Raw genomic sequence first — 12,357 nt, forward strand, 5'->3', positions numbered from 1 at the left:
AATGTCGCCGAAAGAACATGATTATTTGAAATTTTCCCTGGTTGATAATCTTCCCACTTGGTTGGTCAATAATTCACGCATTTTGCGGTTAGTCAGACAAGTGGATTTAGATAATAAGAAACGTCTGCTTGATGCCACAGAAAAAGAAGAATTTTCTAAGAACTTTCAAGAACCTATTGAGCCAGTATGGAAAGAGGCTTGGCAGGTGACAGAAGGATTAATTACACTAATGAATCAGGAAGTTAAGGCAAAAAAGGCAGATTTTATGGTTTTGATTGTCAGTACGGGAGCTCAAGTCCATCCCGATCCTATAGCTCGTCAAGGCTATATGAAACAATCTGGCATTAAGGACTTGTATTATCCTAATCACAGAATCAAATCTCTTGGCGATTCCCTCAATATTACGACATTGGATACAGTCCCGCGATTGCGAGAGTATGCAGAAAAAAATAAAACTTGCGTACATGGCTTTCCCAATGCTCTACCCTGTGAAGGCCATTGGAATAGTCAAGGCCATGAGCAAGTTGCTCAACTTATGGCACAACACTTATGCGATAAGTTCAAAGCAGAGCCTTCGGGTTCCACAAAAAATAACGCCCTAGTGAAATAACATTAATATAATTCTTCCCATTCGTGTCAACTTAACGTCAAACGTAATATCGGTCTGCTGTTTGACTATTAGGGTTCGATCCCCCCGGCGCCCCCTTCTTAAGCTATGCGTTACCCACATCTTTATTAACAATCAGGAAAGCTTTGTGCAACAAGGCTTTCCTGATTCATTTTCCCACCAGCCTTGACAATTTGACACTTATGTTTGTTGATAAAAAATCAAGTTTATTGAGAAGTAGTCATCGAGGAATGGGGGTTTGATAGCGTAAGAGCGCTCGCTATCCAAATGTTAAGAAAGATGTTTATAAAGCATAGCTTCTTAAGGGGGATTTAGGGGGATATAGACTCACATAAAACCGATATTTATCAAGGGTTTTAGTGTTAAGTTGACACCAATGAACACGGTCCCGTGTCCTGACTGTGGGTAATATTTGAAGCTCTCATTTATTAACATCAGGAATTTGACAAAGCATCAAGCCAAACCACTGATTTGGATCTGTCCAAACTTGCATCGGCATTAAACCACGCTGGGAAAGTTCTTTTTTTACAGTATTGAGATTAAACTTGCGCGATATTTCGCTGCGGATAGTTTCTCCCGCTGCAAATTCAACCGTTAAATTCAGAGCGCGCAACTGCACTGTTTGCGCTTTTTTACTTTTCAAGTGCATTTCAATTTGACATTCCTCTTGATTGTAAAAAGCCCAATGCTCGAACAGCGCCAAATCAAAATTTCCCTCATACCTCCGATTTAAATGCCGCAGCATATTCAAGTTAAATGCCGCCGTCACTCCTTGACTGTCATCGTAGGCAGGCTCTAAAATATCCTTAGATTTGTCTAAGTCAATTCCCAGCAAAAAATACTCTCCTGGCTGCAATGCACCGACAATTTGCGAGAAAAATACATCGCATTCTTGAGCGTTGAGATTGCCCAGGGTACTGCCTAGAAAGCAAATCATTCGGGTTGGCAACGGCGACGGTGAAATTTTAGCTAAGGCTAATTCGTAAGTGCTGACAAGTCCGTGAATGTGGAGCGACGGATAATCGGCCAACAGTTGACAAGCGCTGCTTTCTAGGATAGTAGGACTGATGTCGATCGGCAAATAGTGCAGGGGATATTCCAGTTGACTGTAAGCATCGAGGAGAATCCGAGTTTTGGTGGAACTGCCGCTGCCAAGTTCCACAATTTCGCAGGGGCCCGTTATACTTGCGATCGCCCCCGCGCACTCCTGCAAAATCGCCGTCTCAGTGCGTGTCAGGTAGTATTCTGGCAACTGGCAAATCAACTCGAACAAGTTTGAGCCGCGATCGTCGTAGAAATACTTTGGAGGCAGGGATTTGGGGTTTTGAGTCAACCCGCTAACTGCATCGCTGCCAGCATTGATTTCTGCGGGTGTCGGTGCTGCAGCGCTCACAAGTCGCTCTAAGTGCAGTCGCTTTTCTTTGGTTGAGCCTGAGGAAGCCGTGTCGGACAGTCTTGGGGATTTCATAAAGTAATTTTTAGATGCACATATGGGCCTAGCACGCAGTCGCGTTGCCAAAGATCGCGCTCAAAAGAGATTTTCCATGCCGATCTCGGTTCTCTATTGTCTCACCGGATGGCGATCGCGTCCAGTCTTAAAACTTAAAAATTAGCAACTAAAATTATCAAATAATTCACAAAAGTTTTTTTTATTTAATATTTTTACCTGGTCAAAACTTTGGCATTTAGCAAACACTCTTCTGATTCCCCATCAATCATTTTATATGGTATCCGTAAAAGAACCGTTATAAATTAGTAGGGAGGACTTTAGTCGGAGCGAGTGTATTGAGGACTTTAGTCTTCACTAAGAACCAAGGAGCGCACGGAGCCGTGCACTCGATAATTCTAATGAAATAGCGAACTACTTAGCACAGCGAAAACCACCAATAATTTGCCGCACACCCGGATAGTACCAATTCCGAAAAGTCGATCGCAGTGCCTGCGGAAAAGTCGCCCAACTCCCGCCTTTCAAAACCCGGTGTTCTCCATCAAAATAAACTTGAGAATATCCCCTGTAAGGATAACTTTCAAATCCCGGATAGGCATCAAAAGTTGAAGCAGTCCATTCCCAAACATTGCCCAACATATCGCAGCAACCAGCCGCACTTGCTCCTTTGGGATAGGCATCAACTGGCGAGGTACTTGCAATATTATTGCCGTGATTGCACAAAGTGCCGTTTGGCTGTTCTTTTCCCCAAGGATAGAGGTGATATGTTTGATTTGTGGCATCCCAACTCGCAGCTTTTTCCCATTCGGCTTCCGATGGCAAACGCTTGCCCGTGAAGTTGCAGTAAGCTTCAGCTTCGTACCAACTCACGCCGCAGACTGGATGGTTGTTGAAAGCTGGATTTTCTGACCAGTAAAGCGGTCGATCGACTTGAGCAGATTGCAGCCATTTCCAGCCGTCCGCTGACCACCAATCAGGATTTTGATAGCCGCCGGATTCCATGAAATCTCGGTATTGACGGCAAGTGACGGGATAGCGATCGATCGAGTATGCTTCTAAATAACATAGGTGGCGCGATCGCTCGTTATCCAAAGCCTCAGCAGCATCGCTTCCCATGTAAAATTCCCCGCCCGGAATTTCAATCGCTAAATTGGGAATTGGGCATGGGGCATGGGGCATCGGGAATTGGGCATTCTTCTTCGTTCTTCCTTCTTCGTTCTTCCCTCTTCCTTCTTCGTTCTTCCCTCTTTCTTCTTCCTTCTTCCTTTGCATTTGCAACACGAAAGCAACAGTTTCGCAGTGCTGGCTTTCGTGCTGAATAATAAACCGCCAGAGACGTTCTTGCTCGTCGATCGGCGCTACTTCCAAATAATCTAACACCTTTTTTCTCACCGCGTTCAGATAGCATTCAACTTCAGGTAACGTCGGCAGAAAAACCCGTTGTTTTTTTGGCAAAATATCAGCAGCAAACAGTTGGTGATACTCAGGAAAGACTGGCTTCAACCCCGCACACCGCTGCAGCAGCCACAAATCCTCAGTATAAGCAATGTGACCTAAGTGCCAGCCAACCGGACTGAAATCAGGATGAGCTTGGCGGCAGAAAGTATCGTAGTCGATGTCTGTAAATAGCTTGAAAGTGCCGCTGCGACACTGCTGCAAATCCCGATAAATTGCCTCTCTACAAGATTGGATAGAATTGGATATCACGGTCTACTCCGGTACTGATAATGCTCTGGACTGGACACTCGTGCCAATTGCCAGCAAATAAAGGTTCAGAAGCAATGATGACAGAATCCGGGAAATTTAAATCGTCTCGCAGCCAATAGAGGGAAGGAGGGGTTTTTTGGGAAGCAAAGCGAGAGGCAACGAGCTGGTGTCCGTCGCTGATAATTATATTAGCTGAAAATTCTACTTGGTGAAAGCTTGCTAACTCTGCCAAAGTTTTCAGCGTGTTTTGCAAAGCAGCTTCTAGAGTCAGATTGGCGGCTGTCAATTCATTGACAAACAAGCCGAAGATATGCTCTGAATCTGTAGTGCCGTTAATTGATTGATAAAGCGTATCGCTGAGGCGATCGCGAATTGGTCTGTAAAGAGTTCGCCGAAAATTCTCCACAAAGCCATTGTGTACGAACAGCAGGCGATCGTTCTGAAACGGCTGACAGTTGCTCAAATCTACAGCTTGTCCTGAAGTTGCACTGCGAACATATCCGATCGCGCATCCGGATTCAACGTATCGACTGATACTCGGAAGGTTAACGTCGCTCCAAATTGGCTGTACATTTTTATAAGTAAACGGGTCAGTATCTAGATGCGGGTGATACCAACCAATACCAAAACCGTCAGCATTGAGTAGACCAGAAGTCATTTCGTGGGGATCGTAACTCTGCACAATTAGGGAATGTTCCGGCTTGTACAAAATAGAATCGAGTAAAATCGGCTCCCCGAGGTAGCCAAGCAAACGGCACATAAAATTTTTGCAGCAATTTGATTAGCATTGTAGGCCATTAGTCGGCTTCTTAGCCGATCGCCCATCTTCAGCGCTAGAAGGTTTTTTGTAGGTTGCTGCCAGCATCGCAGTACAAACGCTACAGTTAAGGTAGAACCCCAGCAGCACAAGGAGACTCTTGAATGTTCCTCGACGAACTCACGCCAATGGTCAAAGAATTGATCCAACAGCCCATCGCCTTCACTGGCGGATTTTTTTCGGGCCTGCTTCGACTCAACCTTCACGAAGAGCCCGTTAAAAGCTGGATCGACTCGCAAGCCGGTTCAACTTCATACACTACTCCCCCAGCCGAACCCACCAACGGTAAAAGCACGGGGCCTCAGTCAATCTCGATCGACTAAGGAAAAGCATTGACATTCTCCCGCCGCTAATTCGGGATACCGAATATAGCGGGGGATGCCAAAGATCTTTCTGTGGGCTTCCTCTTTCTACGAGTTGACTTGCTTGAACGAGTTTCCTCCTCCAAGTATTGGTCAGCCTCACGCCTAGGCATTAATTCCCATGGGACCCACCGTAATTAATGCTTTTTCTAAAATGTTTCGTGCAGCGTTCCAATCTCTGTCCTGAGAATGTCCACAATGATAGCAAGTATGTAATCTGGTGCTTAAAGACTTTTTGACGGCCTCCCCACAATTCAAGCCATTTTGTGAAGTGTAGTGGGGTAGTACAGCAACTGTTACCACGCCGAACACTTTCCCAAAATACTCAAACCAACTACGGAACTGAGTCCACCCTGCGTCAGAAATGGATGTAGAAAGATGTCGATTTTTCACCATATTTCGACCTTCAATTCCTCCTAGGTCACTATGTCGTTGGACATCACTACGCACCTTGGCGTTTTGACAGCAAAGTCTTAAGGAAATGGCGACTTACCTGGAGGTATTTTCTAGCCAGTTTATTTCTAAACTTAGCTCTATTATTGGAACCTTTTTTGGCCTTAGACATACGACATTAAAGTCGCCTCAAAGACTTTTGAGATTTACGAATATGACCCCGAGTCCCTACTGTTTGCCCGTCGGAATCGGTGTAAAAGTGATTCAATCCCACATCAATACCGACCCGATCGGCAGTTTGTTCACCTTTATCCAACCGTTCTTGGTCAAGACAAAATCAAGCCTAGTATCCGTCTGCACGACAGACAACGCGGACACGCTTAATCTGCTTCAATTAATAGAAATGCCAATCGCAGGTTCCCCACATTTTAAAATTTCCCGCTTTAAAACAGTCAGAAAAAGTGATATAGCGGTTCGATCGCGTGGTGAGGTATGGGGGCAAGTCCTATGCCCATGCCCTATGCCCGCGAGAACACCTCATGTTACTGAGAAAGGCTATATATCGCCGCTCTTCCGAAAGCTTCCATCCATTGGTTTCGTACTCAACAGAACAGTGAGTTTGTTCTTTTTTGAACCGAGGATACCCCTTTTTTCTTGGCTTGCGCTTCTTGCAGTTGTCATAAAAGCGAGAAATGACAGAACCTGCTCTTTCTACCCTAGCTTTACCTGCCAGAAAATTGAGGTTTTTAGCCAAATCCAATTGACTTGCCAGTACAGCCCAATATGAACTTAACTCGTATTTACCCATGCCCTTATTGTCCAGCCCGTATTTCAGGCAAATGTTCCGAACAAAACGAGCAGTGCGAATAGCTTCATTCAGATTTCCCTACTGCTCTTTCGTTCCTTCCAGTTTTGCTTCCAATACCAACATCTTTACACTCAAATCATTGACTTAAGTATAAATCATGGGCTAGTTGGGTGTCTACAGAAATTGTCAAAAAAGATCTGCACCCCGCCCTCTTTCTACAGCCCTTAAAATTGGTTGGAGTGCGTCTCCTTTTTGACGCCGCGGGTTTAGGTAAAATCAAAATCGGTACCTCATCTACCTGACCAAGGCTATACTATACAATATGTGTTTATGACTCCAGCGAGGAGCGCTGTAGTAGAAGGAAGGAAAAATATTATGTTGAAAAACCTGAATTTACAAACCAGACTGATCGGCGCATTTCTGATGATGGGACTTTTAGTATTTTTAGTAGCCTGGGTAGGAGGGGTTTCAACATCTAATCTCAGTCAACACATAGAGACTATCGGTAAAAATAACTTACCGCGTATAGAAGCATTATTGAAAATTAACGAGGGACAAACCCAAATTGAGTCATCAGAGAGAGCGTTAATTAATCCGGAACTCACTCTAGCAGAAAGGCAAGATGCCTTAAACAGAATGGATAAGGCTTGGCAGCAGATTCAAGATGGGTTTAAAGCATACGAAGCCAGTACACGTACCTCAGAGGAAGAGGCACTATATCAAGAGATGCTTAAGTATTGGGAGGATTGGAAGCAGGCAGATCAAGAACTCCTGCAAATTAATCAAGAATTTGAAAAAGTGGGAATTTTGAATCCTTTGGCTTTGCAGATAGAACTAATTAATCAGGGTAAAAGTAATTCGCCAGAAATGGAAAGAGCCAAGATAGCTAGTAACCTCTTAAATAAACTTAGTCAGCAAGCTAAGGTAATTCGCGTTAAATTTATGAGGTCTGAAAAATCAACCTTAGCAGTTGCTGCTTATAACAGAGAACAAGCAGATAACGCTTATCAAACCGCACAAAATGATATTAGTAAGACTCAAGTATCCGTCTTACTCGGGATGACAGTTGGACCGCTAACCGCGATTATTTTAGGAATAGCTTTAAGTATAGCGATCGCCAAACCTTTAGATAAGGCCCTGAAAGGTATTATTAATATGATTGTTAGTTCTTCCACCGAGATCGCTGCTACAATTGAGCAACAGGAACGTATTGCTGTACAACAAGCTGCTTCTGTTAATCAAACAACTACCACAATGGATGAATTGGGGGCATCATCGAGGCAATCAGCTATGCAAGCCGAATCAGCCCTTGAGAAGGCCAGTCATGTCTTAAACATGGCAGCAGAAGGCAGTAAAGTAGTGCAGAAAACCCAGCAGGGAATGTTGACTTTGACGGAAAAAGTTGGAGCGATCGCCGAGCAAGTTTTATATTTGAGCCAGCAAACCAATCAGATTGCTAATATTACCACTTTAGTCAGCGATTTGGCTAATCAAACTAATATGCTGGCAATTAACGCCACAGTGGAAGCAGTACGCGCCGGAGAACAAGGAAAGGGGTTTGGGGTGGTGGCCAAGGAAATTCGCAGACTGGCAGATCAAAGCAAGAAATCGGCGGCTGAGATTAATGATTTGATAAACGATATACAGAATGCCATTAATAAGACAGTGATGGTAACAGATGAGGGGAATACAACTTTAGATAATAGCCTGAAATTGACTGAGGGTACGGCGGAAACTTTTAACCATGTGGCTAATGCTATTAACAGTGTTGTTGTCAGCAGTCAGCAAATTTATCTGAATACCAAACAGCAGGCGCTAGCTATTGAGCAAGTGGTAGATGCGATGAATGCTCTGAATAAAGGAGCAGGGGAAACAGCCATCGGTATTACCCAAAGTCGAATTGGCACTCAAAAACTTAACCAAGCGGCTTTAAATCTCAGATATGTACTTTAATTCAGAAAAGTAATATCCTAAACTGGGGATTAAGGAGATGGGGATAAAATTTTCCCAATTCCCCATTTCGCATTTCGCATTTCCCATTTTGTCAAAGGATTGAAGGTGACATATCCCCGTCTCAGAAAGGACTGGGGATATGTCACGTAGGTTTCCTCCAAGGGCTGTCTAGATGTGTATAGCAATTCTCAAGTGAGTGAGGTACAAATTTAGATTTTAGATTAAAGAATTGAAGAAGTGGGGAATTGGTAATTAACTGGCAAGTACCTCACGAAAGTTGAGAACCGCTATATCAATGATTGTGGCGCGCAGCAACCCAATATATTAGACCTTGTTAGTCGCTTAGTTTCCGAAGATGCTTGGCAATTCGTCGCCCACCCCTCATATCAATTCCGGTTACACCGGAATGATGGGGAGCCGGGAGTAGTCCGTGGGGGAAGGGGGAATTATTGACCTTGACTTTATCCTTTCCATCCAACCGGAAACGATATTACTCCTCTGATAAACGGGACTTAAACAAATTTTAAGTCCAAACAGAGCATCGAACTGGCTTTAGATAAAACAAATACGTCCCTGTTTTATTGTAACAAAAAAAAACTGTAAGATATATAGCAATCCTAAATGATTTGTGAGAAAAAACCATAGCTAAAAAGCTTGGGAAAGTCAAATATTTGGAGATGAGTGACTACTGTAAATAAACATTTAACTACACCAAAAGACTTGCAAAGATAATAATACTCTCGCACAAAGCGCTTAGCTTATAACCAAATATCCTCGCTCGGATTCTGTTGCGGAGCATTAGGGGCAAATCGAATACAAGTAATCTTCTAGTTGCCTTCATCTAGTCCTTGATTAACAGATTCTAAATACGCTTTCATCTCCTTCGACCGATGGTAACTGGCTCCATCCCTGCCACAAAGCGATACGACTCTCAAGACACTGGCTCAGCAAGTAGTTGAGAAAGCCAATAGTGTTCTCAGAATTGCCAGCTTTATAAGCTTGAATCAGACATTGCCCAGTAGCCAATTTCACTGCACCGTAATAAGTCTGTTTACTTCGTTGATTTACAACAGGAACATCCATGCGTTCGTCTGTTCTTCCCCAGATATAGCTGCAAACGTCTCCCCATAACAAATGACCTTCATCCTCAAAGAAGACGACGAACTGACCAAAGATAATCTCGCCACGACGGGCTTCTAACCAATCGCCAATCTCCTGTTTTTTTTTGAACCAAAGCCGGATATTCTTTAGGGTTGTGTTTTTGCGTCTTTTTCCAGCTAATACCAGCTTGTTCAAGCAGCCTATAATAACTTTCCTTTGAGTCAAACACGACACCGTACTCATCTTCGATGTAATGTTGCAGTTCTGCCAGATTCCAATAATTTTTGGTTTTCAACCAAGTAATGGCTGCCTGACGTTGCTCGGGTTCTAAATAACCAACTGACCCTGAATATGAAAAGAGTAGCGCGGATACTCCCATCTGTTGATAACGGTGTGTCCATTTGCTAATAAATCCAGAACTTACACCGATAATTCCTTGAATCTCAGGCGTGTTTATAACATTGCAGAAACATCTTAACAGCAACCGCTCGTTTCAACTCACGAGTATCGGGATTGAACTGGAGCAACTCATTTAATGGATTTAGCATAAGTTGGGTCTGACTAAGATTTATTACCTCTCTACTTTCTCACATTTGGTTTGGGATGGCTATAGTAGGCTTTAAAATTCCCTGGAACTTTACCTATTGGTTTAACTCCCAAAGGTGTATTTTTTTTCATTCAATCGTTTTTAAACCAATTATATTTTCATCTACGCACCCATATTTCAGCCCTGTTTGGGCGGGATGTGGGGTCATAGACAACCACAAAGCGACTTTAAGTAATTTTTTTATTTTTTTTAAACTCTATACCTGCCGCCTTATCTTTTTTGATACTCGAAGGTCTTGGTGCTTTGAATTTAGCTTTAATTCGATAGTGTACTTGCTTGTGTCATGTTTGCTTCTTGACTGATACTTGATAGTTCTATTCTACCCATGCCACAATTTATTTATAACTTTTACTTTTACAGGCTTTCTCACTTATTTTGCCTGCTATTACCGCTATTACTGTTCTGGTAATTACTCGGAACCTACCCGTTAATTCCCCTATTTTTAGGAGTTATGGGAGACCGCAAATACTATACTTTTTCAACCATCTATGTACAGTAATTCTATGTAATCCTAAAGGTTCAGCTACATCCGTAATGCTTTTACTCGCTCCACCTTTTAACCCATAAAGTGCCTGTTTTGGGGGTCAGTTATGATTTACGGCGCTCCTAAAAAAATATTTTTAACTTTCTCGCTGTTAAATCAATTCTTTCATGGTAATCTACTTTCTGGCAAGAATCCTTAAATTATCATTATCATTGTAGCATGATTTTAGGGAAATGCTATTAGAGATAAACGCAGCCGTGAGAGGCATTTAGTTCTGGTATTTTGTGCTTACACTTTTTTTCTATGGCATAGCTTAACGGGAGGATTAAGACGCAGGTCAACCCACAAACCTTTAAACACCTTTACTGATGCGGTCGAAGCGTTTGGGACAGCAATATATTTTCGGTTTGTGTGTTGTGGCTGAAGCAACATTGGGGCGTATTCTCTGCTTATAAAGCAAGTTCGATACTCTGTTTGGGCTTAAAATTTGTTTAAGTGCTGTTAAAATCAAATATTGTTCAGGGGTGGGATTCCTCACCGCCACCAAATTCATCTCATCCCTCACCCGAACGGTGAGTGAGAGCTTCTTTTTGCTCAAACTAACTATTGCAGCCAGTACAAAGGGTCAGTGCGGGCTAACCCTTTTAGTCAGATTCGATTGCCCAGTCGAATCCTAGATACCACTTGAAAGTTAAATTAACAGGTTATTATGTATAGCACAACAATTTCAGTTCGATCGACATGACTATCTATATTGGAAATCTTTCTTACCGCGCCACCGAAGAAGACCTGAAAGCAGTATTTGCAGAGTACGGTACTGTCAAGCGAGTTGTCTTGCCTACCGACAGGGAAACTGGTCGGATGCGCGGTTTTGCATTTGTTGAGATGATGGAGGATGCCCAAGAAGACGCTGCAATTGCCGAATTAGACGGTGCAGAGTGGATGGGGCGCCCCTTGCGAGTGAACAAAGCTAAACCCAAAGAAGAGGGAAGTCGAGGCACAGGTATTAAGAGAAACGACGGATATTAGTCCCCGATGCGGCGGTTGACATCCTCTCGGAACCCACCTGATGCGCAAGTGCGCAAGTAGCGCCGAATTGCTAGCAGCAGTTGATTTTGGGGATGCAATGTCAAATCCGCTGCATAAAAACATCGATTTTTTACAGGAGCCTGTGGTATGGTTTTATTACAAGAATTGGATGCCAAAGAATGGGTAAAAACGCGCAGTTCCCTAGACGGTGAAGCAACATTTCTCACCTGGAACGGTTATATTTACTCTTTTGTCCCCAACGAACCGAAAAAGCGCTTGTTCAAAATACTTGGCATGAGTACAAGCAGGTGTATTGCTGACGGCGAGGGCGCCTGGAAATTCACCTCGCGAGAACTAACTTACTATCTCGACCCCAGCAGCGGAAAAATTATCCACAAATGGGAGAACCCTTGGACAGGAGAAACCCTAACGGTTGCTCACGTTGCTAACAACCCCGTCCAAGGTAATTTTAAAGGAATTTTCCCGGCTAAAGTAGAGCCTGAACTTACGACTTTTGTCTTTGACTTATTTCCCAACTATCCTAATCCTTTAGCTGAGGATGCCAGATTTGTTGATTACAGTCCAAATCCCATCTATCAAGCAGCGGAATTATTTAAGCTGACAGTGCCCACAGCAGAATTATTAAATCCCGAACTGGTCTCGGTTTCTCAAGTAATTCTGAGTTGGGATAGAATCGGGCCGTGGCTGCCATGGATGAAAATGGGAAATCGACCCGGTAACATGATTTACAGTGCTACGGGTTTCAAAGTCAAGAGTTGGAGAGAATTACCTCAATTGCTGCAAGATGAAATTCAAACTCGCATTCCTTTGTATAAAGATGCGCCGAAATCGCAATTAGATGTGGAAGATATGAGTTCTTGGATTTATTTTCAACAGAACTTTGATGCTTATCTCGCGGGAGAAAGATTCCCTCTGCTAGCACCGGAAGCATAAGCTGATAATAGATGAATGCCCTCAATGACTTCGCGATCGCGCGGCCTGAAAATCAGTTCAGGGGGTG

General features: G+C 43.3%; 12 protein-coding genes and 1 pseudogene. 6 read left to right on the forward strand and 7 right to left on the reverse strand.

Annotation, left to right across the window (positions count from 1 at the left end; all coding sequences use genetic code 11):
* Window position 1 precedes the first annotated feature (1 nt).
* Window positions 2–610, forward strand: a complete 609-nt coding sequence (locus QUB56_RS17180) for a hypothetical protein (protein WP_332956729.1) — start codon at window positions 2–4, stop codon at window positions 608–610.
* Between the two features lie 439 nt (window positions 611–1,049).
* Here the strand turns inward: QUB56_RS17180 and egtD are convergent, their stop codons facing one another.
* The 3 genes from egtD to egtC all read right to left on the reverse strand — a co-directional run bounded on the left by egtD (window position 1,050) and on the right by egtC (window position 4,542).
* Window positions 1,050–2,096, reverse strand: coding sequence for an L-histidine N(alpha)-methyltransferase (gene egtD, locus QUB56_RS17185; protein WP_332956730.1), 1,047 nt, complete (start codon window positions 2,094–2,096; stop codon window positions 1,050–1,052).
* A gap of 393 nt (window positions 2,097–2,489) precedes the next feature.
* On the reverse strand, window positions 2,490–3,782 hold the full coding sequence (gene egtB / locus QUB56_RS17190; protein WP_332956731.1) for an ergothioneine biosynthesis protein EgtB: 1,293 nt from the start codon (window positions 3,780–3,782) through the stop codon (window positions 2,490–2,492).
* A complete protein-coding gene (gene egtC, locus QUB56_RS17195) occupies window positions 3,754–4,542 on the reverse strand; it encodes an ergothioneine biosynthesis protein EgtC (protein ID WP_332956732.1) in 789 nt (262 codons plus the stop codon). The genes egtB and egtC overlap by 29 nt, the downstream gene beginning before the upstream one ends.
* A gap of 161 nt (window positions 4,543–4,703) precedes the next feature.
* Between egtC and QUB56_RS17200 the strand changes: the two genes are divergently transcribed.
* The gene (locus QUB56_RS17200; RefSeq protein ID WP_332956733.1) at window positions 4,704–4,922 is read left to right on the forward strand and encodes a hypothetical protein; all 219 of its coding nucleotides are present in this window, start codon (window positions 4,704–4,706) and stop codon (window positions 4,920–4,922) included.
* Between the two features lie 144 nt (window positions 4,923–5,066).
* Here QUB56_RS17200 and QUB56_RS17205 read toward each other — a convergent pair whose 3' ends face one another.
* Window positions 5,067–5,357, reverse strand: coding sequence for a transposase (locus QUB56_RS17205; RefSeq protein WP_332956735.1), 291 nt, complete (start codon window positions 5,355–5,357; stop codon window positions 5,067–5,069).
* A gap of 502 nt (window positions 5,358–5,859) precedes the next feature.
* Window positions 5,860–6,162: a hypothetical protein gene (locus tag QUB56_RS17210; protein WP_332956737.1), complete on the reverse strand. Its 303-nt coding sequence runs from the start codon at window positions 6,160–6,162 to the stop codon at window positions 5,860–5,862.
* 330 nt (window positions 6,163–6,492) lie between these two features.
* On the opposite strand from QUB56_RS17210, the gene QUB56_RS17215 reads away from it, so the two are divergent.
* Complete coding sequence (locus QUB56_RS17215) at window positions 6,493–8,115, forward strand: methyl-accepting chemotaxis protein (protein WP_332956738.1); 1,623 nt, start codon at window positions 6,493–6,495, stop codon at window positions 8,113–8,115.
* A gap of 852 nt (window positions 8,116–8,967) precedes the next feature.
* Here QUB56_RS17215 and QUB56_RS37270 read toward each other — a convergent pair.
* Window positions 8,968–9,198 carry a hypothetical protein gene (locus tag QUB56_RS37270; protein ID WP_445243362.1) on the reverse strand — a complete coding sequence of 77 codons (231 nt, stop codon included), beginning with the start codon at window positions 9,196–9,198 and terminating at the stop codon, window positions 8,968–8,970.
* A 64-nt stretch (window positions 9,199–9,262) separates the two neighbouring features.
* Window positions 9,263–9,595, reverse strand: a complete 333-nt coding sequence (locus QUB56_RS37275; RefSeq protein ID WP_445243363.1) for a helix-turn-helix domain-containing protein — start codon at window positions 9,593–9,595, stop codon at window positions 9,263–9,265.
* Between the two features lie 950 nt (window positions 9,596–10,545).
* Here QUB56_RS37275 and QUB56_RS17225 point away from each other — a divergent pair.
* The 3 genes and pseudogenes from QUB56_RS17225 to QUB56_RS17235 form a co-directional block, all read left to right on the forward strand.
* A pseudogene (locus QUB56_RS17225) lies at window positions 10,546–10,802 on the forward strand (hypothetical protein); the annotation flags it as partial.
* 246 nt (window positions 10,803–11,048) lie between these two features.
* A complete protein-coding gene (locus tag QUB56_RS17230; protein ID WP_332956742.1) occupies window positions 11,049–11,336 on the forward strand; it encodes an RNA-binding protein in 288 nt (95 codons plus the stop codon).
* A gap of 147 nt (window positions 11,337–11,483) precedes the next feature.
* Window positions 11,484–12,290, forward strand: coding sequence for a DUF1838 domain-containing protein (locus QUB56_RS17235; RefSeq protein WP_332956744.1), 807 nt, complete (start codon window positions 11,484–11,486; stop codon window positions 12,288–12,290).
* The last annotated feature ends 67 nt before the right edge of the window (window positions 12,291–12,357 follow it).

The sequence above is a fragment of the Microcoleus sp. AR_TQ3_B6 genome, from assembly GCF_036702785.1.
GTDB lineage: Bacteria > Cyanobacteriota > Cyanobacteriia > Cyanobacteriales > Microcoleaceae > Microcoleus.

What these genes read in the sequence shown, in the direction of transcription:
- QUB56_RS17180 (WP_332956729.1), top strand. Translation starts at nt 2, where the DNA reads ATGTCGCCGAAAGAACATGATTATTTGAAATTTTCCCTGGTTGATAAT.
- egtD (WP_332956730.1), bottom strand. Translation starts at nt 2,096, where the DNA reads ATGAAATCCCCAAGACTGTCCGACACGGCTTCCTCAGGCTCAACCAAA.
- egtC (WP_332956732.1), bottom strand. Translation starts at nt 4,542, where the DNA reads ATGTGCCGTTTGCTTGGCTACCTCGGGGAGCCGATTTTACTCGATTCT.
- QUB56_RS17200 (WP_332956733.1), top strand. Translation starts at nt 4,704, where the DNA reads ATGTTCCTCGACGAACTCACGCCAATGGTCAAAGAATTGATCCAACAG.
- QUB56_RS17205 (WP_332956735.1), bottom strand. Translation starts at nt 5,357, where the DNA reads ATGGTGAAAAATCGACATCTTTCTACATCCATTTCTGACGCAGGGTGG.
- QUB56_RS17210 (WP_332956737.1), bottom strand. Translation starts at nt 6,162, where the DNA reads ATGGGTAAATACGAGTTAAGTTCATATTGGGCTGTACTGGCAAGTCAA.
- QUB56_RS17215 (WP_332956738.1), top strand. Translation starts at nt 6,493, where the DNA reads ATGACTCCAGCGAGGAGCGCTGTAGTAGAAGGAAGGAAAAATATTATG.
- QUB56_RS37270 (WP_445243362.1), bottom strand. Translation starts at nt 9,198, where the DNA reads ATGGATGTTCCTGTTGTAAATCAACGAAGTAAACAGACTTATTACGGT.
- QUB56_RS37275 (WP_445243363.1), bottom strand. Translation starts at nt 9,595, where the DNA reads ATGGGAGTATCCGCGCTACTCTTTTCATATTCAGGGTCAGTTGGTTAT.
- QUB56_RS17230 (WP_332956742.1), top strand. Translation starts at nt 11,049, where the DNA reads ATGACTATCTATATTGGAAATCTTTCTTACCGCGCCACCGAAGAAGAC.
- QUB56_RS17235 (WP_332956744.1), top strand. Translation starts at nt 11,484, where the DNA reads ATGGTTTTATTACAAGAATTGGATGCCAAAGAATGGGTAAAAACGCGC.